This is a genomic window from Micromonospora sp. DT68, from assembly GCF_049847245.1.
Taxonomy (GTDB): Bacteria; Actinomycetota; Actinomycetes; order Mycobacteriales; family Micromonosporaceae; genus Micromonospora; species Micromonospora profundi.
The window spans coordinates 39,452-61,576 of sequence record NZ_JBNCNZ010000006.1 but is presented as its reverse complement, the minus strand read 5'-3'; the positions used below and the strand labels follow the sequence as shown (position 1 = coordinate 61,576).

At 70.3% G+C, this 22,125-nt stretch carries 20 protein-coding genes; 4 read left to right on the top strand and 16 right to left on the bottom strand.

Annotated elements, in window-relative coordinates; all coding sequences use genetic code 11:
• Positions 1-19: 19 nt before the first annotated feature.
• Complete coding sequence (locus ACPXB1_RS13055; RefSeq protein WP_355627685.1) at positions 20-1,459, bottom strand: glycoside hydrolase family 43 protein; 1,440 nt, start codon at positions 1,457-1,459, stop codon at positions 20-22.
• Between the two features lie 614 nt (positions 1,460-2,073).
• On the opposite strand from ACPXB1_RS13055, the gene ACPXB1_RS13050 reads away from it, so the two are divergent.
• Together ACPXB1_RS13050 and ACPXB1_RS13045 are read left to right on the top strand one after the other, a co-directional pair.
• Positions 2,074-3,435, top strand: a complete 1,362-nt coding sequence (locus tag ACPXB1_RS13050; RefSeq protein ID WP_355591973.1) for an RICIN domain-containing protein — start codon at positions 2,074-2,076, stop codon at positions 3,433-3,435.
• 64 nt (positions 3,436-3,499) lie between these two features.
• The gene (locus ACPXB1_RS13045; RefSeq protein WP_425735317.1) at positions 3,500-4,837 is read left to right on the top strand and encodes a ricin-type beta-trefoil lectin domain protein; all 1,338 of its coding nucleotides are present in this window, start codon (positions 3,500-3,502) and stop codon (positions 4,835-4,837) included.
• Between the two features lie 142 nt (positions 4,838-4,979).
• Here ACPXB1_RS13045 and ACPXB1_RS13040 read toward each other — a convergent pair whose 3' ends face one another.
• From ACPXB1_RS13040 to ACPXB1_RS12990, 11 genes are all read right to left on the bottom strand, one after another.
• Positions 4,980-5,267, bottom strand: a complete 288-nt coding sequence (locus ACPXB1_RS13040; RefSeq protein WP_355591975.1) for a hypothetical protein — start codon at positions 5,265-5,267, stop codon at positions 4,980-4,982.
• 222 nt (positions 5,268-5,489) lie between these two features.
• A complete protein-coding gene (locus ACPXB1_RS13035) occupies positions 5,490-6,821 on the bottom strand; it encodes a hypothetical protein (protein ID WP_355627682.1) in 1,332 nt (443 codons plus the stop codon).
• A gap of 155 nt (positions 6,822-6,976) precedes the next feature.
• Positions 6,977-8,650, bottom strand: coding sequence for a hypothetical protein (locus ACPXB1_RS13030; protein WP_355627679.1), 1,674 nt, complete (start codon positions 8,648-8,650; stop codon positions 6,977-6,979).
• A 147-nt stretch (positions 8,651-8,797) separates the two neighbouring features.
• The gene (locus ACPXB1_RS13025) at positions 8,798-10,561 is read right to left on the bottom strand and encodes a type IV secretory system conjugative DNA transfer family protein (protein WP_355591981.1); all 1,764 of its coding nucleotides are present in this window, start codon (positions 10,559-10,561) and stop codon (positions 8,798-8,800) included.
• Positions 10,558-12,261, bottom strand: a complete 1,704-nt coding sequence (locus tag ACPXB1_RS13020; protein WP_355591982.1) for an ATP/GTP-binding protein — start codon at positions 12,259-12,261, stop codon at positions 10,558-10,560. Before ACPXB1_RS13020 ends, ACPXB1_RS13025 begins: the two co-directional genes overlap by 4 nt.
• Complete coding sequence (locus tag ACPXB1_RS13015; protein WP_425735316.1) at positions 12,258-13,751, bottom strand: SCO6880 family protein; 1,494 nt, start codon at positions 13,749-13,751, stop codon at positions 12,258-12,260. The genes ACPXB1_RS13020 and ACPXB1_RS13015 overlap by 4 nt, the downstream gene beginning before the upstream one ends.
• A gap of 49 nt (positions 13,752-13,800) precedes the next feature.
• On the bottom strand, positions 13,801-15,000 hold the full coding sequence (locus ACPXB1_RS13010) for a hypothetical protein (RefSeq protein WP_355591986.1): 1,200 nt from the start codon (positions 14,998-15,000) through the stop codon (positions 13,801-13,803).
• Between the two features lie 30 nt (positions 15,001-15,030).
• Complete coding sequence (locus tag ACPXB1_RS13005) at positions 15,031-15,753, bottom strand: hypothetical protein (protein ID WP_355591988.1); 723 nt, start codon at positions 15,751-15,753, stop codon at positions 15,031-15,033.
• Positions 15,750-16,115 carry a hypothetical protein gene (locus tag ACPXB1_RS13000; RefSeq protein WP_355591990.1) on the bottom strand — a complete coding sequence of 122 codons (366 nt, stop codon included), beginning with the start codon at positions 16,113-16,115 and terminating at the stop codon, positions 15,750-15,752. Before ACPXB1_RS13000 ends, ACPXB1_RS13005 begins: the two co-directional genes overlap by 4 nt.
• A 79-nt stretch (positions 16,116-16,194) precedes the next feature.
• Complete coding sequence (locus tag ACPXB1_RS12995) at positions 16,195-16,485, bottom strand: hypothetical protein (protein ID WP_355591991.1); 291 nt, start codon at positions 16,483-16,485, stop codon at positions 16,195-16,197.
• Positions 16,482-17,024, bottom strand: a complete 543-nt coding sequence (locus ACPXB1_RS12990; RefSeq protein ID WP_355591993.1) for a hypothetical protein — start codon at positions 17,022-17,024, stop codon at positions 16,482-16,484. Before ACPXB1_RS12990 ends, ACPXB1_RS12995 begins: the two co-directional genes overlap by 4 nt.
• Positions 17,025-17,204: 180 nt before the next feature.
• Between ACPXB1_RS12990 and ACPXB1_RS12985 the strand changes: the two genes are divergently transcribed.
• Positions 17,205-18,416 (top strand): CAP domain-containing protein, encoded by a 1,212-nt coding sequence (locus tag ACPXB1_RS12985; protein WP_355591995.1) that lies wholly within the window; start codon positions 17,205-17,207, stop codon positions 18,414-18,416.
• A gap of 35 nt (positions 18,417-18,451) precedes the next feature.
• Positions 18,452-18,907, top strand: coding sequence for a DUF4913 domain-containing protein (locus ACPXB1_RS12980; protein ID WP_425735315.1), 456 nt, complete (start codon positions 18,452-18,454; stop codon positions 18,905-18,907).
• An 84-nt stretch (positions 18,908-18,991) separates the two neighbouring features.
• Here the strand turns inward: ACPXB1_RS12980 and ACPXB1_RS12975 are convergent, their stop codons facing one another.
• The 4 genes from ACPXB1_RS12975 to ACPXB1_RS12960 all read right to left on the bottom strand — a co-directional run bounded on the left by ACPXB1_RS12975 (position 18,992) and on the right by ACPXB1_RS12960 (position 22,067).
• Positions 18,992-19,963 carry an ABC transporter permease subunit gene (locus tag ACPXB1_RS12975; RefSeq protein WP_355591999.1) on the bottom strand — a complete coding sequence of 324 codons (972 nt, stop codon included), beginning with the start codon at positions 19,961-19,963 and terminating at the stop codon, positions 18,992-18,994.
• Complete coding sequence (locus tag ACPXB1_RS12970; protein WP_425735314.1) at positions 19,960-20,859, bottom strand: ABC transporter ATP-binding protein; 900 nt, start codon at positions 20,857-20,859, stop codon at positions 19,960-19,962. Before ACPXB1_RS12970 ends, ACPXB1_RS12975 begins: the two co-directional genes overlap by 4 nt.
• A complete protein-coding gene (locus ACPXB1_RS12965; RefSeq protein WP_355592003.1) occupies positions 20,856-21,251 on the bottom strand; it encodes a GntR family transcriptional regulator in 396 nt (131 codons plus the stop codon). The genes ACPXB1_RS12970 and ACPXB1_RS12965 overlap by 4 nt, the downstream gene beginning before the upstream one ends.
• A gap of 369 nt (positions 21,252-21,620) precedes the next feature.
• The gene (locus ACPXB1_RS12960) at positions 21,621-22,067 is read right to left on the bottom strand and encodes an SRPBCC family protein (RefSeq protein WP_425735313.1); all 447 of its coding nucleotides are present in this window, start codon (positions 22,065-22,067) and stop codon (positions 21,621-21,623) included.
• Between the last annotated feature and the right edge of the window lie 58 nt (positions 22,068-22,125).

Genomic DNA, 22,125 nt, shown 5'->3' with positions numbered 1-22,125 from the left:
GTGTGGGCTCGGACGACGTTCAGCTGGTCACGCGGAATGTGGCGTCGGCGCGGCTCTGCGCGTCGGTGACCGGATCGAGCCGGAGCAGGTAGTTGTAGTGCCTGATGTAGCGGTCGGGGTGGCTGTAGGACTGGAACGACGTCCACGACGAGTTGGCGAGGCCGGCGACCTGCCGGAACGTGGCGTCGGCCGCGAAGGTGGTGGTGCCGTCGTTGGCTTCCAGCCGGAAGTCGAACCCGTAGTGGCGCAGGTAGTAGCCCGGGTAGTTGACCGACTGGATGGAGACCGTGCCGGAGCCGGCGAGGCCGGGCACCAACCGCCACTGGCCGTCCTGGGCGGGGCTGACGTTCGCGTCGACGCGGGCGTCGTAGTTGGCGTGCCGCACGTACCGGTCCTGGAGGTTGTACGACTGGATCCGGTTGACAGCGGTGGCGGGCCAGCGGGCGAGCACGCGGCTCTGTTCGGCGGCGGTCAGGTTGAGGATCGATCCGTGGCGTTTCTTGGTGCCACCCAGGGCGTACGAGCCGGACGCCGGTAGCCGGAAGCCGCCCGGGGCCGACGGATCGGTCGTCAGCACGGGCAGGTAGCCGCGCCCGCTGGCGTACTGGTCGAGGTAGAGAACCCACTCGTTGCGGGTGTTGAACTTCATCCACATCGGGCCTTCGACCTGGGCGCCGGTCAGCCCGATGCCGGACAGGTTTCCGAGGGTCGTCCAGGTGCCGAGGATCGAGTTGCTGCCTTCGAGCGTGATCTGGCCGTCCCGGGACGCCCGGACGTAGCGGTAGGCACCGACGCCTGCCGGAACCTCGACGATCTGGGTGTCGATGATCTCCTGGTTGCCGGGTCGGCTGATGTAGACCTGCGGTGTGGTGATGCTGCGGAAGTTTGTCGTCCGCGCGTAGTAGATGCGGTGTTTGGTGACTCCGTTGAGCGGGACGTTCGTCGCCCAGTAGAGGACGTAGTCACCGGTGGCCGGATTCCAGATCGCCTCGGGTGCCCAGGCGTTGCGCCCGTCCGGGATGGCGCCGGCGACGTTCAGCAGCCACGGCGCCGACCAGGTGACCAGGTCGGTGGACTCCCACACGACGAAGTTGCGGCTGCCGTTGTTGATCGCCGTCGACCAGTCCTGGCCGCAGCCGATGCAGAGGTCCGTAGCGATGATCCAGTACCTGTCGCCGCCGGGCGAGCGGACCAGGACCGGGTCGCGGACGCCGCGGGTGCCGATTGGGGAACGCAGGACGAGGCCACCGTTGTTGAGATCCGTCCAGCGAAGGCCGTCGGTGCTGTGGGCGAGGTAGATCTGTTGGTCGGTCGACGACTCTCCGGTGAAGTGCGCCATCAGGTATCCGACGGTCGGGTCGAGCGCGGACGCCTGCTTCGGCGTCGCCGCCGACCAGGTGGTGAACAGCAGGCACGCGGCAACCGCCACCGCACACAGCCGGGAGAGGGCTCTCGACATGGTGTTTCTCCTTCGCGGATGGCCATACGAGTCAGCTGGAGGAGAGCACGAGCATCGCGTCCCGGATGATCATCTATGTTAGCGCTAACAAGATCATCCCGGTTGGGATCATTGACCACCGGGGCCTGGGCCACGGCGACCGGCAGTGGAGCGGTTGCTTTTTCGGCACATCACGCGAATCGCGGCGCATGTTTTGCGCTTGTTACCTTCGCGTTGCGAACAGTGTTAGCGATCGCATCGATGCGTGTCAAGAAATCAACACACCGGCATGGAGCAGGGCCGCGAGGCCGTCGGTGGAGGCCCACCGACGCCTCAGCCCGCATCGCCGCGGGCACCAGGCACGCCCGGCCCAACGGCCCGCAACCTGCCGGACACAGCATTGACACACTTCTCTGCCTGATCTAGCGTCTGGCCGAACCGATTCGACCACCGACTGGTCCCGCATGGGCGGCGAGACCGGTGGCGGGATCTGGTGCCGATGAGCCGGCCGGACGCCGTGCACAGCGCGTCCTCTCGGGCTCCGTTGCGGCAAGTGGTCAGCGGAGGCACCCGGACACGACGCCGCGCATCTTTCACCTGTGGATCAATCCGTGCCGAGTGGCGGGAGCCCCATCATGACAAGACGTAGACCCCTCCTTCGTTCTCTGGCGACGGCCGCTGCTGTCGTCGTGGCCGTGGGCGCGACAGCACTGGCCGGCGGTGTGCGCGGCACCGCGTCGGCCGCGAACGTCGCGGTGGCCGCGGCCACCGCCGGGTGCGGCAAGGCACCCACGTTGACAAGCGGACAACGGTCCATCCAGAGCAGCGGCCAGAACCGCAGTTTCATCCTGAGGATCCCTGACAACTACGACCGGAACCACGCCTACCGGTTGATCTTCGGATTCCACTGGAACGGCGGCACCGCCAACGACGTCGACTCCGGCGGGTCGGACGGGGCGGCCTGGTCCTACTACGGGCTACGGCAGCAGGCGAACAACAGCACCATTTTCGTCGCCCCCCAGGGCAACGGCAACGGCTGGGCCAACCCCGGAGGCCAGGACGTCACCTTCGTCGACGACATGATCAGGCTGATCGACGCCGACCTCTGTGTCGACACGACGCAGCGCTTCGCGCTCGGCTTCAGCTACGGCGGAGGCATGAGCTTCTCGCTCGCCTGTTCCCGAGCCGGTGTCTTCCGCGCTGTCGCGGTCTACTCGGGCGGGCAGCTCAGCGGGTGCAGCGGCGGCACCGAGCCGATCGCGTACATGGGAATCCACGGCCTCGGGGACTCGGTGCTCAACATCTCCGCCGGACGGTCTCTCCGGGACAGGTTCGTGCGGAACAACGGATGCACCGCACAGAACCCACCCGAGCCGAGGTCGGGCAGCCTGACCCACATCACCACCACCTATTCCGGCTGCCGCGCCGGCTATCCGGTGGTGTGGGCCGCCTTCGACGGCGGGCACACTCCCGGCCCGGTCGACGGCGGCGGGGACAGCGGCGCCAGGACCTGGACCAAGGGCGAGGTGTGGAGGTTCTTCACCCAGTTCGGCAGCACCGACCCCACGCCCGGCCCCACCACTGCGCCCCCGACCACGCCGCCCCCGAGCGGCACGTCGACCCTGCGCAACACGTCCTCCGGACGGTGCCTAGACGTCAACGGCGCCTCCCAGACCAACGGAACCGCGGCGATCATCTGGGACTGCCACGGCCAGACCAACCAGAGCTGGACCTCGACCGCTTCCCAGGAGCTGCGGGTCTTCGGCGGCAAGTGCCTCGACGTCAGCGGCGCCGGTACCGCAAACGGCAGCCCGGTGATCATCTGGGACTGCAACGGCCAGTCCAACCAGAAGTGGCGGCTCAACGCCGACGGCTCGATCACCGGAGTTGGTTCGGGCCGGTGCCTGGACGTGGTCGGCAGCGGCACCGCCAACGGGACACGGATCCAGATCTGGGACTGCACAGGCGCTGCCAGCCAACGATGGAGCCGAGGCTGACCCGCCGAGCGCCCCGGTAGGGCGACGATCCCACGGAGTTTTCTTCCCATAGGGAGGCTCAACTGTGTTAGTTCGTAAACTCTCCACCCCCTGGATAGGGGCGGCACTGACGCTCATGACCCTGGTCGCCGTCGGAGCGTACGTCCTCACGACCGCCGCGTCGGCGGCCGCGGCCACCACTGCCGGCTGCGGCAGGGCGCCCGGGCTGAACAGCGGCACCCACACCATCCAGAGCAGCGGGAAGAGCCGCAGCTTCATCCTTCGGCTGCCCGACAACTACAACAACACCTACGCCCACCGGCTGGCCTTCGGGTTCCACTGGTTGGGCGGCACGGCCGAGCAGGTGGCGTCGGGTGGCACCGACGGGGCCGCGTGGGCCTACTACGGCATGCAGTCGCAGTCGAACATCACCACGATCTTCGTCGCCCCGCAGGGCATCGGTAACGGCTGGGGCAATTCCAATGGTGAGGACGTGACCTTCACCGACGACATGATCCGCCTGATCGACAACGCGCTCTGCGTCGACACGACACAGCGTTTCTCGGTCGGGTTCAGCTACGGCGGCGCGATGAGCTACTCGTTGGCGTGTTCCCGACCGACGGTGTTCCGGGCGGTCGCGGCAATCGCGGCTCCCGGGCCGATCAGCGGATGCAGCGGCGGCACGCAGCCGGTCGCGTACCTGGGAATCCACGGCATCAACGACAACATCTCCAGCGGACGGTCCCTGCGCGACAGGTTCGTCCGGAACAACGGCTGTGCCGCGCAGAACCCGCCGGAGCCCGCACCGGGCAGCCGGACCCACATCACCACCGCCTACTCGTGCCAGAGCGGTTATCCGGTGGTGTGGGCCGCGTTCGACGGCGGCCACCAGCAGGGCCCCGTGGACGGTTGCGCCGGCTGTGAGAGCGGCGCGCGGAGCTGGGTCAAGCAGGAGGTGTGGCGGTTCTTCACCCAGTTCGGGTCGAATCCGCCGCCCACCACTCCCCCGCCGTCGACCCCGCCGCCCGCAGGGCAGAACGTGCTGATCACGGGCAGTCAGTCCGGCCGGTGCATCGACATCCCCAACGCCAGCACGAGCAACGGCGCCCGGGCGCAGCTGTGGGACTGTCACGGCGGGACCAACCAGCGTTGGACCCATACCGCCAACCGCACCCTTACCGTCTACGGCAACAAGTGTCTGGACGCCAGTGGAGCCGGTAGTGCCAACGGCACCGCGGTCATCATCTGGGACTGCAACGGCCAAGCCAACCAGCAGTGGAACCTGAACTCCAACGGCACCATCACCGCGGCCCAGTCAGGGCTGTGCCTCGATGCCGTCGGCGCCGGCACTGCCAACGGGACGCAACTTCACCTCTGGGCCTGCCACGGTGGCGCCAACCAACAGTGGAGCACGCGCACCTAGCACCGCATCAGGCAGCGTCGACCACGCGCCGCCCGGCCGCTGTGCCGGGCGGCGCGCGGCCGTCAGGCCACGTGCTCCGATCGCGAACCGCCTCCCGGCCGCCGCCCGTCGGCGGGGAACAGGAGGTCTGTCGTGTGCTGCCTCAGAAGGGAGGCGCGTCCTCGCCCATCAGCGCCAGCACGGTGCCGCCCTTGCCCTGCTTGAGGCTCTGGACCACCACAGTGCCGGTGCTGCCGTCGGGCAACTCCAGACTGAAGGTCTTTCCGACCGCGTTCTTGGGGCCGTTACCGGCGCTGTTGGCGGGCCGGAAGTCGCCAGCCCACGGTGCGATCCCACCCCTGCGGGCGGGCTCGGCGAAGAGCGCGACGGTGCCGGGGGTCCTGGTGCCGTCGGACGAGAGAAGCACTGAGGCACTGCGATAGGTAGCCATATGCGGCAAGGCTATCCCGGACCGCGCTCGTTTGCGCCACGACATCCGTGCGGCCGTACGGACGGCCACGGAAGCGATCTCCTGCGGTGATCTTCTCGGAGCAGGGAGGTGGCCCACGCAGCGGCGCCCCTGACCAGGCGCGACCGGGTCAGGGGCACCGCCTGCCGTCAGCAAGAGCAGAGGAGGACTACGTGCCTCTGCCTCACCCGGCGTACCTGAACGTCAGGATCTCACCGGCGCCTTACCCTTGCCCTTGCCCCGACCCCGGTGCTGGAGTGTCGACTGGTTGCTCGACTCCCCCTGCTGGTACGCGTCGAACTCCTGCGGGGCGTATGGCGCGGTCATCCGGGCGGCCCCGCTTGTCGTCCCGTGCGACCGATGCGACGGCGGCGGGTTGAGCGTCTCGTGCGACCCGTGCTCGCTGCCGGCGTCGGTGGGGTTTGCTGCTTCCCTCCGGCGCTGCACGTTGGCCAGATAGGCGCCAGCCGTGTTCGCGAGTGCGCCAGCAGCGTTCAGGTAACCCGCCGCTTCGATGTTGGCCCTGTTGATGACGAGTTGCGTGGCCGAGGACGCCTGCCGGTCCACGCCGGAGATGATGGTGTAGCCGGCCGCGATACCGGTGGTGAGGCCGACGACGTCGGCGACGTCCCGCGCCAGCAGCGGCACGTCGACCGGCGGCGTGGTGAGGTTGTTGTAGATGCTCTGCCCTCTGTTGTAGATGTCGGAGCCGAGGACAACAGCGTTGCCTGTCGCGATGGCGTACGACACGCCAGCGCTTCGCCCGATCCCCTCGAGCGTGCTGCCGATCGCGTACCCGACCCGGGTCCGGATCTCCTCGTCCTGGACGGCCGCCCACAAACCCGCCGCGGTACGTTGCAGGAGCGTCCCGGTGTCCGGGGCCACCCGGAACGAGGGCGTCCGCCCTGCCTCCAGGTCAGCCCTGCCCGGAACGTTTCCGGTCGAGTACGCGCTGCTGGTCGGGCGGGGCGGCGATCCACTCGGGGTGTGGCTGGGGCTGGCTAGCGGGGAACCTTCGGGGACGACCACCTCGCCGCCGGTCACCGGGTAGGTCCCGAGCTGGAACCCCTCCCCGTTCACGGCGTCGGTGAGCCCGTCGGCGATCTCCTGATCCTCCCTCTGCCACGCCGCAGTGCTCTCGTCCAACTCGCCGAAGGTCGGCGGCGGTGGCGTCACCGGGGCAGGTACGGACGCCCAGTAATCAGCAGATGACGTGGCGAAGACGTCCTGCGCCTCCCGCGCCTCCTCGTAGACGGAGGCGAAGTTGTCGGAGAGTTGCTGCTGCTGCATCAGGGCGGCGAGGTGGTCGACCTGGTCGCTCTGCGCCCATTCGGTCGGGTAGGGGTACATCCCGTACGTCGAGGGCAGGTAGTAGTCGCCGGTCGAGGACGAGCCCATATCGAGCGCGGGACTGTCCTCGTAGGTGTAGGTGTAGGTGTAGGCGTTGTCGTCGCCCTGGTCGCTGGTGCCGCGGCTGGAGCCCTGGTAGCCGCTTCCGTGGTCGTAGGGTTGTCTGGAGTCCTGACTACGTTCCATTTCATCGTCTCCTGACGACGGCGGACGTGGATTCCCGCTCTACGCGGCACCCGGCGCGCCGGTTCAGTCCGGAACGGAGATCTTTTTGAATGGCCCGCCCGCCGTGACCGGCCGTACCCAGGACGGACCCCGGCCGGTCACGGCGGCAATGCCGGCTACCGACCGCGCCCGCCCCGGCGGGCGGGCTGCTGCGGGTTGCTCCCGGCGGGATACCCCTGCCCGGGGTACTCCTGCGCGGGGTACCCCTGCTCGGCGTGGTCCTGGCCCGCGCGTGCCGCGTTGACCTGGGCGAGATACGCGAGCGTCTGGCTGGGGGTCCAGCTGTGCGAGGATCCGGCCTGCTGGGTGACACTGGGCCCCGGGTCCGTCTGCCCCGGTGGCGACGGTGAGTCCGAGACCGACAGATCACTGAACTGTCCCTCGACCGAGGCGCTCCAGGCGGGGTGTCCGTAGCCGAACTGGTCGTAGGCGAAGTGGCCAGGTGCTGCGGGCTCCGCCGTCGGCGACTCCCCTTCCGAGCCCGAACCGTGGGCCGTGGGCAGCATCCGGTCCCCGAACGACAGCGATGCCGCGCCCGCGGGCAGGTAGGGGCCCAGCGCCTCGGCCTGGTCCGACGACGGCGTCAGGGGGGTGGGAGACCAGTTCTCGGGGTACACCGCGAAGCCCTGAGCGCCCGTCGCCAACAGGGTGTCCTGATTCAGTGGCCGGCCGAGGGCAGGGTCCGCGACGCCGTGGTAGGGATGTCCGATCTGGTACACGGCGTGCGCGTCGGCATGGTCCTCGATCGCATCGAGGGTCGCGGTCGCGGTGTTCGGGCTGGCAGTGATGTCCGCCCGCGGATGATTGGCGATCCACGCGTGATCGAGGTACTGGGCTCTGGCTGTGGCCAGATAGTCCCTGCCGTGCGCCCACTTCTGATAGTCGTTGTCGTACGCGTGGGCCTCACGAACCGAATAGTCGAGGGCGCCGAGGGCTCTCGGCTGGTCCGTCCACGCCTCGCAGACAACGCCCTCGGGCGAGGTGGGAGGGCCGAAGTAGACAACCACGTGATCACGAGCGGCGGCTGGCGCGCCGGGTGCGGACGTCACATCGGAGAAGTCCTTTCTCGTGATCACGTCGCCGGTCCCTGTGGCCGGGTCGTAGAGGTCGCGGTGCCCGGCGCAGGCCATCAGGGACGCGAACTCCTCGCAGCCGGCCTCCTGGTAATGCTCTGCCAGCGCCCCCTCCTGACCCATCTCGATCTCCTGGGTCGGCGGATCGAGTTTGGCCTCCGGATTACGCACCTGGGCGTGGAGGACCTCCAGGCTCTGGCCGCCGGTCGCGGCGAAGCGGCCGTGCTGATTGGCGACGTTGATCCGGCCGCGCAGGTCGTCGATCACCTGCTGGGCGTAGTGCTGCCGGGACTCCCTCAGGTCGCGTTCCAGTTCGAATTTTTCCCCGAACAGGTCTCTCGCCCGGTTCAGGTCCGCACGGTCCGCCGGGTTCACCAGCCTGCCGCGCCGGTCGAGTTCCGCGCAGCGCTGCCGTGCGGTCTCGATCAGCGCGCGGACCGGCTCGTCGACAAGCGTCCGGGCATTGCGCTGGTAGCGCTCGAAGCGTCGTGACTCGTGGGATCCGAGGTCCGGCGGGTTGTTGAGCGACGACGCGCGCAGCGCCTCGACGAACCGGTACCGCCCGACCGCCACGCCGAACTCGTTCTCGTGGCGGCTGCTGCTCCACAACCGACGCCTGATCTCCGGCAGACGGTCGATGATCCCGGCGAGTTCCTGACGCCTGTCGTCCAGTGCGTCCTGCTGGAGTCCGATCTCCCACGGTGCGTACCTGACCACTGTTGCCGCCTTCCTGTAGCACGGTGCCGAGCGCGGCGGCACCGTGCTCGTCGCACGCTTTCTGTCGCCAGCACTACGGAGGAAGGCGCGGCGCGGTTCATCTCATAACGGGAGATTTTATCGCTTTCCGAGGCGGCCGCCGAAGCCCTACGACCACCCCGTGCCGAGCTTGGCGGCGGCCCGTTCGGTGATGGCCGCGACCTCCTGCTTGGCAAGCGCCGAGATCCGTCCGGCGTCCGGCTCCTTGTACCAGGGACGCAGCTTGATCACCGCAGGACGGACGCCGGTGGCCAGCAGCAGGGCGGTCCCCTTCGGCAGCGCCCGGATCCGGTCGGCCGGCAACACGCTCTCCTGGCGGTACGAGACGGACCGCGACGAGCCATCCTTGCTGCGCGAGACGCTGACGGTGCTCACGTCGTGCTGGCCGACCAGCTTGGAGATCTTCTCCACGAAGTCGGCGTCGTCGAGGCCCGCGCCGAGCAGTTTGATGGTGGCGGCGCCCCACATGGCGTCCATGCCCGCCTCGCCCCAGACCCGGGACCCCTGCCGGTAGCTCTGCAACAGGGTCACCACGTTGATTCCGCGCGAGCCGAGGTGCGAGTAGAGGTCGGGCAGGTCGGAGATCCGGCAGACGTTCGCCGCCTCGTCGAGCACCGCCGTCATCGGCGGGTCCAGCCGCCCGCCCATCCGCTCGGCGGCGACCACTCCGGCCCGCAGCGTCGCGTCGGCGAGCCCGGCGATCACACCTGCGGCGGAGCCGCCGCCGTCCTTGGAGAGCAGGTAGAGGGTGTCCCGGCCGAGCACGTGCCGGTCCGGGCGGAACTGCGGCAGGTACGGGTCCGGGCTGACCCAGGCCAGGATCTCCGGGTCGAGCAGGCACGCCACGCACTGCCGGGCGGTCTCGTAGATGCCGTCGCGGGTCTCCACAGCCCCGCGTACGGTGCCCTGCAACTGCTCCGCCATCGCCGACATCCCCGCGTCGCGCAGCAGGTCGACAGGGGTGCGGTCGGCCGGGTCGGCCAGCCAGCCGAGCAGGTCGGTGACCGAGGCCCGCCCCCGGGCGGCGGCCAGGAAGAGCGCGGTCAGGGTGTTCTGCGCCGCCGAGATCCAGAAGTCCTTCTTCGAGCTGTCGTCGTTCACCGATGCGACGAAGTGTCCGGCCAGCCGCCGCGCGCCCTCGATCGTGACGCAGTCGGCGAGGATGTCCCACCACATCTCCCGAGGCGCGTGCGCGATGCCCTGCGGGTCGAACGTCCAGACGGTGCCCACGCGTTCCCGTTCGGCGCGGGTCACCGCGTACACGTCGGACTTGTTCGACGTGAGCAGGACCGCACCGCGGGCCCGCAGCACCCGGGGTATGGCGATGCCCGTGGACTTGCCGGCCCGGGGCGCCATCAGGTCCAGCTCCACGTCCTCGTAGGAGGAACGCAGCTCCGGGCCGTTCGGGGACAGGTCGCCGAGCAGGTTGCCGGTCTCGTCCGGCGGCAGGTGCTTCATCCCGGCCAGCGAGGGCCGCAGTTCCCGGGCGCGGGCGGCGATGCCCGCCGGTGCGAGCGATGCGAGATCGCCGCGGCGGGCCAGCCCGACGCCCTGGTTGCGCCGGTCGAGCAGCCAGCGCCCGGCCACCACGACCGGCACGACGAGGAGCGCGGCCACCACGGCCATCCCGCCGTAGACCGCGTACGGGGACGCGCCGGGCCAGAGCGTGTCGAGGTCGCCGGAGGCCAGGGCGAAGTACGAGCCCATTGTGAACGGCGGCGGGCTCCAGCCGTGCCCGGTCACGCCGGCGCCGAGCGTGCCGCCGGTCCAGGCGACGATGAAGAGTCCGAGGTTGGCGAGGACCACCAGGCTGAAGGCCCAGAAGAACAGGTCTGCCCCGCGTGGCGGGCCGGAGGACATCTTCCCGCTCACGCCTCCCACCTCCGGCCGGCTCCGTCGGTCACCTGGGCGTACTCCGGTCGGGTGGTCAGGTTGCCCAGCTCGGCCTCGGCCTCGAAGACGGCCTTGCGGGCCGCCGCCCGCTCGGCGGCCTGCTGCTCGGCGTATCCGTTCTGCACCCAGCGCTGGTTGGTGTCGTGCAGGCGGCGCTCGGTGTCGGTGATGGACACCCGGATCGGGATGCCGGGCCGACCACCCACCTTGATCAGGAACCGACCCCGGCCGGGTGGCTCCTCGTTGCTGCCGCTGCTCGCCCAGCCCGGCGGGGACGACCAGGAGGAGACCAGCTCGATCTCCCTGCGGGACAGGCCGATCACCCGGCCCAACTCGGTCATCTCGGCGGCCGGCAGCCCGGCGCAGGCGACGATCCCGGCCCGCTCCACGAAACCGCGCGCCTTGGCCCGGTCGGCGTCGGTGCCGAGCGCCTCGGCGTCCTTGAGGGTGTGGGTGATCTTCGCGTCGCCGAGGCCGAGCGAACGGTTGAGCCGGGTCAGCGCGTCGATCCGGTCGACGATGCCGGAGGCTGCCCGCAGCGGGCGCCACAACTCGTCGAGGATTGTGAAGAACCAGCGGCGCGGGGCCAGGCCGGCGTCGGCCAGGGCGTGCGCGGCTGCGACCGTGCCCAGTCCGTCAGACCAGGCGGCGAGCATCGCCGCCGCGGTGAGCTGGGTGTCCGACTCGCCGATCCGGGAGATGTCGATGCAGACGGCGGGAGCGTCCAGGTTGATCCGGGTCGAGGTGGTCGAGCCGAATGTGTCACCGAGCGCGCCGTCGAGGATGCCGAGCAGCGACCGGTGCAGCGGATCCACCGCGTCGCGGTACCGGGTCTCCTGCCCCCGGTCCAAGGTCACCGCCCGGACCCGGTCCGGGCCCTCCTCCAACACCCGCAGCAGATCCGGCAGGACCGGGGCAGACCCACTCGGGGTACGTTCCCGCAGGTGCCGAAGGCAGGCGGACAGCACCGCCTGCTCATGGTCGTCGAGGGCCCGGCCGCGCACGATTGTCAGCAGCGCCGCCACCATGTTGAGGACCCGGCCGTGGGTTTCGGCGGCCAGCGCCTGACCGGCCTTGCCGCCGATCCGTTCGGCGGCAAGGCCCATCGCCCCCGGGTCCAGCACGTTGATGCCGCCGACGCCACGGCCGATCGAGATCACCTGTCCACCGAGGGCGCGGACCGTGTCGGCGTAGTCCGGCTTCAGGTCGCCGAGGACCAGCGGCACCACACCTGTGGCGGCCAGACCCACAGCCATCCGGTTGATCAGGGTCGACTTGCCCAGACCCGGCATGCCGAGCATGAACAGCGACGGGTTGGAGATGTACTTCGCCCTGGTGAACCACGAGATCGGGTCACCGCAGACCGTCGCGCCGGTGAAGAGGTGCTGACCGAGCGGCACCCCCGACATCGGCGCGCCGGAGCCGGCCGAGAACGGCCAGAGCCCGCACGCCTGCACCGTGGTGGCCCGCCACATCGTCGGCGCGTCCAGGTAGCCGACCTTGCCGCCGCCCGGGCCGTCCCAGCCGCGTGCCGAGATCGGAAAGTCCCGGCGGGGCCTCTGTGGTTTGACCTTCGCCGGCTTGGGAGCCTCGTCGTCCGGGTCGCCGACAAGGCCCGTGAGCGCCGTGGACGCCCCGGCGTACCCGACCGGCCAGCCGGCACCGAGTGGGGTGTTCACATCGCCTCCTGAAGTTCGTGCGGCAGCATGGTCTGCTCCCAGGGCAGGATTCCGGCCGGCAGGCTGCAACTGAACGCCGCCGCCTGCATCCGGTTGGCCGAACGCATGGAGATCCGGGCGGCACCGGTCAGGTTGCGCACCACCACCGAGGCGTCGTCGAGCTGGTCGGGACGGTCGACGGTGATGGTGAGCATCAGCGAGAACTCGACAAGCCCGGCGCCGGTGGCCTCCTCGGAGGCGGCCTGTTCGGCGGCGCGTACCTCGGCGGCGGCCCGCGCCTGCACCATGCCGCGACCCGAGGTGGCCATGAACTGGGCGGTCCGTCGGTCCGCCTCGACGATCCGGGCGGAGGTGGCCGGGTCGATCGGCCGGTAGAGCAGCGCCACCCGCTTGCGGCGGGTGCCGGCGGAGGCGTCCAACATGGTCCGCAGCACACTGGAGCGGACCGTGCCCCGAGGTGCCAGGGTGAGCAGCCAGGTCCGCGACACCCCGGAGTCATGCTGGTACGCGTCGACAGTCTCCACGGCCGCCACCGGCCCGGCGTCGATCCACTCCAGCCCGGTGCGCCCGTGCTCGGCGCGGACGCTGAGCACGTCGGCGGCGCACGCGGGGTCGTACGCGACCCGGACCACCTCGGCGATCTGCTCGGCCGTGAGTGGCTCGGCCACCCCACCGCCGGCGCTGACCAGCCCGGTCAGCAGGCTCGGCACCCTGATGGCCAGGTCGGTGACGACGTCCTCCGGGTCGCGGCGGGGTCCACCCACTGGCGCGTACGTCAGGGTGATGTACGAGTTCATCTCCGACGACGCCGACGGGTAGTCGTCGACCACCTCCTGCATCACCGCCCGGGCGGCGGGCGGGGCGTCGGCGTCGAGGCGGGGAAGCACCTCGGTCGCCAGCCGGGTGCCCGGGTCGGGAGCGGTCTCCACCACCACCGATGCGCCGCGCAACCCCGGTTCGTGGGCGAGTCGCGACAACCATTCGCCCCACAGCGCCACCCAGGTGTCGACCTGGTCCGGGTCGACGAGCGACCCGCCGTCGGGTTCGCAGCGCAGCACGATCGTGTAGAGGTTGCGGCGGCGGTGGTGCAGCACCCCGAACGCCCGGTCGTAGGCGTCCCGCCCTTCCAGGGCGACCACCCCGCTGAGCATGCCGGGCGGGGCGAACCGACCCTCGGGGCGGGCCGACAGCGGCCCGGAGACGTACAGGTGCTCGCCCCGGGCCCGTCGCCGGGACCAGCCGACGCGCAGCGCCACGAGCTGGTACAGATTGCGGCCGTCCGGGGTACGCACCGCCATGGGAAGCAGGCCCAGCACGAACGGCGTACCGATCACCATCGCCGCCTGGAGCGATGCCAGCGACGCCAGCAGCACCACCACCAGCCCTCCGAAGACGCCGACCGTGCCGAGCAGACCGAACGGGCCCAGCCCGGCGCGGCGTGGTCGGCGCCAGTTGCCGTACGTCGGTTCGATGATGGTCTCCGTCGACATGGACCTCTCCCTCGTCTCTTCTGGTCGGCGGTCGGCCGCCGACCCGCAGTCAGTTGTGGCCCGCGTCGCCGTCGGCGCGTTCCACAGCGCCTGTCACCATGCGGCTGCCGACCCGGGCCGCCTGGTACGACGCTCCGATCACGGCGGCCACCGGCCCGGCGGCTGCCGCCGCTGCGCCGGTGGCGCTCGACGCGGCACCGGCCTGGCTCGGGGCGGGCCGTACGCCGACGCCGTCGCGGCCGGACGCGCCGTCGCGGCCGCCACTCCCGGAGCCGCCACCCCTGCCGTCGCGGCCGGAAGGGCCCGAGGCGCCGCTGGGTGCCCGTGCCCCGGACGGGGCGACGCTGGCTCCGGAGGGCGACGACGCGGAGCTGGCGACCTTCTTCGCACCGGAGGCGATCGCTCCGCCGGCCGCGGAGATGGCGGTGCCGGCCGGGTCGCCGGTGCCCAGCGCCGCCGTGGCCGGGACCACCAGCTTGAGCAGGGCGGGAAGTGCGATGGCCGACAGCAGCAGCACGCCGACCCCGGCTATTCGACTGTGGATGCCGTTCTCGAAGTTGTTTCCCTGCGCGATCATCTGCGAGCCGGCATACATGATCAGGCCGACCGCCGGTTTGTAGAGCAGCCAGGCGACCGTCCAGCCGATGTGCTTACGCCACCAGCCCGCACCCCAGTTGGTCATGGAGGCGGCGGCTGCCAGCGGCAGCGTGCCGAGCAGGAGGATCATCACACCGAGCCGGACGTAGAGCAGCAGGACGTGCACGATCGCCGAGATCAGCAGCAGGAAGGCCAGGACCAGGAGGAGGAACGCCTCCATCCCGGAGCCGTCGTCGATGCACGGCACGCTCTTGATGATGTTCAGGGCGGAGGTGGAGAAGAGGTGCCTGGTGTAGTCGTCGGAGACGGCGGCGGCCTTGATCGCGATCCACGAGCCCGCGCCGGCCACCAGGATCACCCGGAGGAAGCCGCGCAGCGCCACCTTGCCGGCCTCGCCGCGCCGTTCCATCGCCATCTTCGCGGCGGCGAAGAGGATCGAACCGATCGCCAGGTAGACGATGAGCCATTCGACCTGGTCGCTGATCATTGCGGGGACGGCCATTGAGGGTTCGCCGTCGGCTTCCGCCGAGAGGGTGGGCACCTGGTCGGTCAGCTCACCGAAGATCGCGATCGCCCCGGCGAGGATCAGGTTGGCGATGATCCGGACGAACATCCCGACCGGGTTGGTGATGAGCTCGAAGATGTCCCTCAAGCCGTTCAGCGGGTTCGTGTCACACACCTGTCACTGCCTCCACACGCTGAAGCCACGGCTGCTGGCGATCGTGCCGATCGGCTCGAACACCACGCCCACCCGCGACGGCGCGAGCTTCCAGTCCCCGCCGTCCCAGCGCACCTCGATCCGGCTCGCCATGTACGACCCCGCGCCCTGGACGAGTAGCTGCACGGTGGCCGCCTCCGGCGTGTACGCGTCGACCGCGTAACCGGCGTAGTTGCCGCCACCCCGGCGGTTGTTGTTGACCGCCCGGTCGAGCCGGGCAGTCAGCACCTCCCGGCCCTGGCCTGGCAGAACCTGGAGGTCGGCCACGGTCCGCCAGTCGGGGCCGTCCAACTTCACAGGGATGATGTGCGCGGCCAGCACCGCACCGATCGGAGTGTGGGCGAAGCAGCGCAGCACCCCGCCCTCGATGCGCAACGGCCCCTGACTGGCCGAGACCGGCACCTGGTAGCCGAGGTCGACGGCCCGCCAGGACACGTCCGCAGGTGGCTTCGTCGGGGCCGACGCCACTGTGGAGGTCTCCGGGCAGGGCGTGACCGGCCGCTTCGCGGACTCCGCTGCCGGCCGATCGCCCTGGCTGGACCTGTCGTTCCCGCCCAGCCCGGCGATCCAGACCATCCCGGAGAGCAGTACCGCTCCGGCGAGGAAGACCGCCGAGACGATCCACCCCCGTTCCGTCCAGAAGGGCGGTTTTTCGCCGTCGGACCACCCTCGGTCGGCGCCGGTCACTGGGCTCCGCCCTGGGTGGTGCCCCCACCGCCGCCGCTGCCGAGGAAGTAGTTCGCCACCGGCCCGGCGACGGCGATGAGGATGCAGCCGCCGAGGACGAGGCCGAGCCGGGACATGTGCTCGGAACTCTCGCCGCGCTTCACCGAGATCGCCATCATCGTGCCGGTGATCAGCACGCCGGCCACCCCGGCGGCGGTACCGCCCCAGGCGATCAACCCGAGCAGCTTGTTGACCAGGTTGGAGAGTGCGGTCGGGGCGGCAGGCGTCGGGTTGACCACGCCACCGCCTCCGGGCGCCGGCTCCATCGGCAGCCGGGTGAGCACGTGGACGGCGACGGACTGGGCGAGGCTGGTGATCGACATCGGAAAACTCCTTGTGGAGAACTAGCGGATCAGGACGATCGGCGATCCGGGAACGCCCGGTCGACCGGCGGCGAACTGGTCAGAGACCGAGGTCGCCGAAGAACGAGACGAGCGGGCCGGCCGAGGCGCCGAGGACGCAGGCGAGCGCGACGACAACCAGGCCACGGAAGTGTTCGGCTCCCTCGCCGGGCGTACCCCGGTTGAGCTGCAGGGCCATCTGGATGCCGACGATGATGAGGCCGGCCACGGCGGCGGCCGACACGCACCAGGCGAGCAGGCCGAGCAGGTCGTTGGCCGCGGAGACCGGTGTGTAGCCCGGCGGCGGCACGAACGGGCTCGGATCTGCCGCGCGGGTGAACCCGGGGTTCACGAGGTCCTCCCCCGTGTCGCCGGGCCCAGACCTGCCGCCGCGGCGAGCCGTAGCACCGCCTTGGGCAGCGTGCGTGCCTGCCGGCCCAGACGCCATTCCGGCACCCACGGCACCCGGTGCACAGGGGCGACCGAGCGCAGCACCCGGATCCGCCGGGACAGCGCCATCGGCAGCCGGCCAGGTGCGTCGGCGAGCAGCACCAGGCCGGTCAACCGCATGCCCGGTGGGTGCCGACCCTCGCGCAACGCGTTGAGGGCCCGCGACAGTGCCCGGATCCCCTCCGCGTTGGTCCTGCCGACGAGCATGACAGTTGCGGGTTCGGCCAACGCGGCGTCCGGCCATCGGCAGCCGAGGTCGGTACCGCCGAGGAGTCGGGCCAGTGTTGTCGTGCCGGCGCCCCCGTGCGCCGCGATCCAGCCGATCCCCTCGTCGGACAGGTAGCGGCGGGGCTGCGGCTCGGGGCTGTGACCGGGTGGACGCGCGGACACCGATCCCGGTGGCACACGCGATGCCGGCCCGGCCATGGTCGCGGGCATCATGCCATCCACCTCCTCCTCGTGAGTCCCGATCTGATCTGTCCCGACCGGGGTTGAACCGACCGGCCCTCGGCCCCGTTGTGCGGCCGTCCGGCTCGTTGACGGACGCCTCTACGGGGCGCCCGACGCCCCGGTTCAAGACGAGTTCCAGATTTTTCAAGCGACCCGAGGACGGGAGGCGACGTGAGTGGTTCCAGTGCGGGTGGGGAGGGCAGCGGCACCCGGATCGCCGTGATCGGCGCGGCGGTCGGCGCGGGCATGGCATTGATGAGCAGCCCGATCGCCCTGGTCATCGGCGGCGCCCTGATCATCGTGGTGGGCGCGCTCTACATCCTGCTGCTCCCGTTGATCCTGCTCATCTGGCTCTTCGGCGGATTCGGTGGAGGCGGCGGCCCGGACATCGACGTCCAGGACGCCGCCCGGCAGTCCATCGAGGCGGGCCGGGGCGACGGCAAGGGCGAACTGGACACCGAGCAGGTGCCGGCCTCCCTGCTGGAGACCATCGAGGACGCCGGCGAGGAGTGCACCCAGGTCGGCCCTGTGGTGATCGCCGCCCAGATTCAGGTGGGCTCCGGGTGGTACACCGCGAAGGTCGGCGAGGACGGGAAGGTGGGCATTTCCCAGCTCGATCCCGAGATCTTCGAGAAGTACGGCGAGGACACCGACGACAACGACAAGACCCGCCCGGAGGACCCGGAAGACTCGATCATGGCGCAGGCGAAGTACATGTGCGCGCTCGCCAAGGAGGTCCAGACCCTGCTGGACGAGGGGCAGGTGATCGGCAACGCCCTCGACCTGATCCTGTCGGCGTACCAGGAGGGGATCGACGCGGTACGCGAGGCCGGCGGAGTCAGCCCGAGCACGAACACCCGGGCCTACATCGCGAAGGTACGCGCGTACTTCGGCCAGTACATGGGGATCCTCGGCGAGCCGTACGAGACGCCGAAGACCACCGGCCCCGGTTCGGACGACGCCGACGACGACTCCGGCGGTGCGGGCGGTGGCGACAGCGCCGCCGCCGCGGGCCGGGTCCTCGAACTCGTCAACGCCCGGCGGAGCGAGGCCGGCTGCGCGCCGGTCCAGAGCAATCCGGAGCTGACCACTGCGGCGCAGCGGCACAGTCAGGACCAGGCCGAGCACCGGAGCATGTCGCACACCGGCAGCGACGGCAGCGACGTGGGCCAGCGGCTGGACCGGGCCGGCTACGCGTGGCGCACCTACGGGGAGAACGTCGCGTACAACCAGTCGACGCCGGAGGCGGTGATGACCGCCTGGATGGACAGCCCCGGTCACCGGGCGAACATCCTCAACTGCGCGTTCACCGAGGTCGGGATCGGTCGGGCCGACACCGGGGACGGCCCGTACTGGACGCAGAACTTCGCCGCGCCGAGCTGACAGTCAGCGCACCGACCAACCGAGAAGGAGAGGACATGCTGTCACAACAGGAGCAGCAGCGGGCCGCCGAGCCCACGCCGCCGACCGGGGCACCGGCTCCGCCGGACACGGGCGCGTCAGACCCACCCGCGCCGAGGAAGCCGCCGTTCATCCTCTACCTGGAGGGTGACGAGTACGCCGAGGCGCTGCGCATGCTGACGATGTGGGTACGGCACCTGCTCGTGCCGGTCTACGCCCGGGAGGTCGCCTCCACAGCGCCCTGGTGTTCCCGGTGGTGGCTGCACCCCGAGGCGATCGCCCAGCTGTACGGGTTGTGGTTGGCGTGGCAGGAACTCACCGGCCCGAACGCCGGGCTGAGCGGGCCGGCGAACTGGCACCGGGACTACCTCGGCCCGGTGATGAGCACGCTGCGCGACCCGTCCGGTCCGTTCGCAGGGTGCAAGCCGGGCGCCCACCGGGCCAAGGAGATCCCGCACGTCGAGCCGTACTGAATCCCGCCGGCGGCCTCCCGGCCGAGGGGGACGGGAGGCCGCGGCGGCTGTTTGACCGGAGCGTGCCCGGTCGGGGTCAGGGCGCTAGATCACACGGCGCCGTACCCGCCACACCACCACACCGATCAGGACCGCCGCGACGGCGACGAACAGGGCCGCCTCGATGAGCTGGAACGCCCAGAACCGGTCGGCCGGGTGGTAGACCCCGAACTCCTGGATGCCCCGCTCGTGCAGGAACTGGTTGACGTTGGTGCCGGCCCGGTTGGCGGCGTCCTCCAGCTCGTAGTACTCGGTCGAGCTCAGCCTGCGCCCGGCGGCGTCCGCGAAGCCGCGTTCGATCACCCAGTCGGCGACGCTGGGCACGGGCCGGAGCCCCGCCTGGTCCGTGCCCACACCGACGGGCTCCGTTGTGGTGAGCGGAGTGGCGTACGCGGGACGGGCCAACAGCGCCACCGACATCCGGGCGGCGAGGAACGCCCCGAACGCGACGCCGAAGGCGGGCAGGCTGCGCCGCAGGATCGCCCCGGCAGCGGTGGCGACGCCGAACGCGAACAGCGCGTACGCCACCGGGACAAGTCCCTCCAGGTCGAAGGCGTCGTACTGGAACCGCCCTTCCCACGCGTCGAATGGCTGACGGAACCAGGTGAGCACAGCGGTGAACATCCCGGTGAGCGCGACGGTGACGCCGGCCAGTGCCGCGAGCTTGGCCGCCAGCCAGCGCATCCGCGGCACGGCCTGCGTCCAGGCGAGCTGCCAGGTGCCGTCCTCCAGTTCGCGTGCGAGCAGCGGCGCACCGAGGAACGCACCGATGACGACGGGGACCAGGTAGAAGGCCGCCAGGAGGTTCTCGACGTACCCGTACTCCTCGTCGAGCCGGCGGAAGGAGGCCGCGCAGGCCTCGTTGACACCGGCGTCTCCCGCACACCGGGCCGGACCGCCGGGGAACAGGTCGTGGGCCTGCGTCCCGAGCACGAGCAGGGCGATGCCGAACATGCCGACAAGCAGACCCAGGACACAGACCTCGGTCCGGTGCTGACGCCAGATCAACCACGTCATACCGCCACCTCCGAGGTGACAGCGGTGTTCGGCTCGGACGGCCGGCGCAGGTACGCCAGCACCAGGTCCTCCAGCGCGACCGGTTGGGCCTGCCACCCGGGCGCGGCCGGGATACCGCCGTCGCGTACCAGCAGTGTCGTGTGCCGGTCGCTGTGGACGGACTGAACGACGGTGCCGGCCCGGTCAAGGTCGGTGGCGGTGCGCGGGCCGACGAGCAGCCGGTGCTCGGCGAGGAGGGTGTCGATGTCACCGGTGAGCGTGACCCGGCCGTTGTTGAGCACGACCAGGTGGTCGCAGACGCGCTCCAACTCGTGCACGACGTGGGAGGAGAACAGGACGGTCACGCCGCCTTCAGCCACCGCGCCCATGAGGACCTGTAGGAACTCGTGGCGGGCCAGCGGGTCGAGGCTGGCCACCGGCTCGTCGAGGACGAGCAGATCCGGCCGCTTCGCCAGTGCCAGAGCCAACGCGACCTGGGCCTGCTGCCCACCGGAGAGCGTACCGGCCCTGCGGTCGAGCGGGATGCCCAGCTTCGCCAGCCGGCGCTCGGCCAACCCCTTGTCGAACCGCAGGTTGCAGGCCTGGCCGAAGCGGAGCATCTCGGCGACTGTGAAGCGCTTGTACAGCGGATGGTCCTGGGCCAGGAACCCGACCCGGGACAGGGTTTGCGGGGTGCTGGCGGTGACGTCGTGGCCGAGGACCTCCACAGTGCCGGTGCTCGGTGCCAGCAACCCGACGACCAGGCGTAGCAGCGTGGTCTTGCCCGCGCCGTTCGGCCCGACCAGGGCGATCACGCCGCCCGCCGGCAGGGCCAGGGTGCAGTCGCGCAGCGCCCAGCCCTTCCGGTACCGCTTGCCCACACCGTCGGTGCGCAGCGCGAACTGGGTCTCTGTCACGCCGCGTCCTCATTCCTCGTTTGCTGGTGGACGGACGTAAAGAGCGCGTCGACCGCCTGCTCGTCGAGGCCGGCCGCGTAGGCGCGGCGCAGCCAGGTCGCCAGGCCACGGCGCAGCGACGTGTACGTCGATGCCGACATCACGGCCGACTGCTGCTCGTTGACGAACGTGCCCTGGCCCGGCCGGCCCGTGACCAGGTTCTCCTGCTCCATCTGCCGGTACGCCTTGGCGACGGTGTTCGGATTGATCGCCAGGTCCTCGACCACCTCGCGGATGAGCGGTAGGCGGTCACCGGGTTGAAGGAAGCCCAGCAGCACCGCCTGGCGTACCTGCTGGACGAGTTGCAGGTACGGCGGCACGCCGGAGTGGGTGTCGAGCCGGAAGACGAACACGGTAGCCCCTTACTGCTTTACTAGGACCATAGTAAAGCAGTAAATCGGCGGTCAAGAGAGGCGCCCGCCTCCGCGGGCGGCCTCCCGGCCGGGGGCCGGACGGGAGGCCGCGGGTCAGTGAGACGACCGCCGCATTGGGCTCCGGCTCGGCGCGGGGGTCAGGGCTATTGCGAGGTCGGGCAGCAGCCCGCCGTGCTCACCGTCGGTGACTGGCACTGCCTCGGTGATGGATTGCCCTGGGCGACACCGCGTTCGGCACCCGCCGGGTCACGTCCACCGTGGCGACCATCCGCCGCGGGGTAATGCGAACGCTGCCGTCGCTGGTTGCCGGACCTGATGACCTGTCGCCGGCTGCTGCCCGGCTCACAACTACTTGCTCGTCATCGTCGGCCGTTCCGCGTAGGTGGCGAGTCCCCACGCCATCCGGCGCATGAAGCGGAGCAGGTAGAGGCGCATGAACGGACCCAACAAACGGATGTTCGTCTCGAACTCGGCCTGCCAGCTGATCCGGGTTCCGGAGCCGTCAGGTATCAGTTCTATCTGGCCGCGGTAGCTGCGAAACGGTCCGGAGGGATTGATGTAGACGAAGCGGCGATCGGGCTCAAGATCTTCGATTGATTCGCGGCTCAGAGCCCGTCCTGTGCGGAATAGCCGGACGTCGCCTACACGGCCGCGATCCCACGGGTCGCGACCGTCTGCCAGGGTCACCGAGTCGATAGGTGACCACAGTGGCCAGGAGCCGGCACGCAGCAGCGCATCATAGACAGCCGTGGGAGCGGCGTCCGAGCGCGCGTTGATGGAGTAGCGGTGAGGCATTCCCCGACGGTAGAAGCGTGGGCGTGATCGTTTGTTACGTGAGATTGCGGACAGCCGT

What these genes read in the sequence shown, in the direction of transcription:
- ACPXB1_RS12975 (WP_355591999.1), bottom strand. Translation starts at nt 19,963, where the DNA reads ATGACGTGGTTGATCTGGCGTCAGCACCGGACCGAGGTCTGTGTCCTG.
- ACPXB1_RS13015 (WP_425735316.1), bottom strand. Translation starts at nt 13,751, where the DNA reads ATGTCGACGGAGACCATCATCGAACCGACGTACGGCAACTGGCGCCGA.
- ACPXB1_RS13040 (WP_355591975.1), bottom strand. Translation starts at nt 5,267, where the DNA reads ATGGCTACCTATCGCAGTGCCTCAGTGCTTCTCTCGTCCGACGGCACC.
- ACPXB1_RS12980 (WP_425735315.1), top strand. Translation starts at nt 18,452, where the DNA reads ATGCTGTCACAACAGGAGCAGCAGCGGGCCGCCGAGCCCACGCCGCCG.
- ACPXB1_RS12990 (WP_355591993.1), bottom strand. Translation starts at nt 17,024, where the DNA reads ATGATGCCCGCGACCATGGCCGGGCCGGCATCGCGTGTGCCACCGGGA.
- ACPXB1_RS13055 (WP_355627685.1), bottom strand. Translation starts at nt 1,459, where the DNA reads ATGTCGAGAGCCCTCTCCCGGCTGTGTGCGGTGGCGGTTGCCGCGTGC.
- ACPXB1_RS13000 (WP_355591990.1), bottom strand. Translation starts at nt 16,115, where the DNA reads ATGTCGATCACCAGCCTCGCCCAGTCCGTCGCCGTCCACGTGCTCACC.
- ACPXB1_RS13035 (WP_355627682.1), bottom strand. Translation starts at nt 6,821, where the DNA reads ATGGAACGTAGTCAGGACTCCAGACAACCCTACGACCACGGAAGCGGC.
- ACPXB1_RS12960 (WP_425735313.1), bottom strand. Translation starts at nt 22,067, where the DNA reads ATGCCTCACCGCTACTCCATCAACGCGCGCTCGGACGCCGCTCCCACG.
- ACPXB1_RS13050 (WP_355591973.1), top strand. Translation starts at nt 2,074, where the DNA reads ATGACAAGACGTAGACCCCTCCTTCGTTCTCTGGCGACGGCCGCTGCT.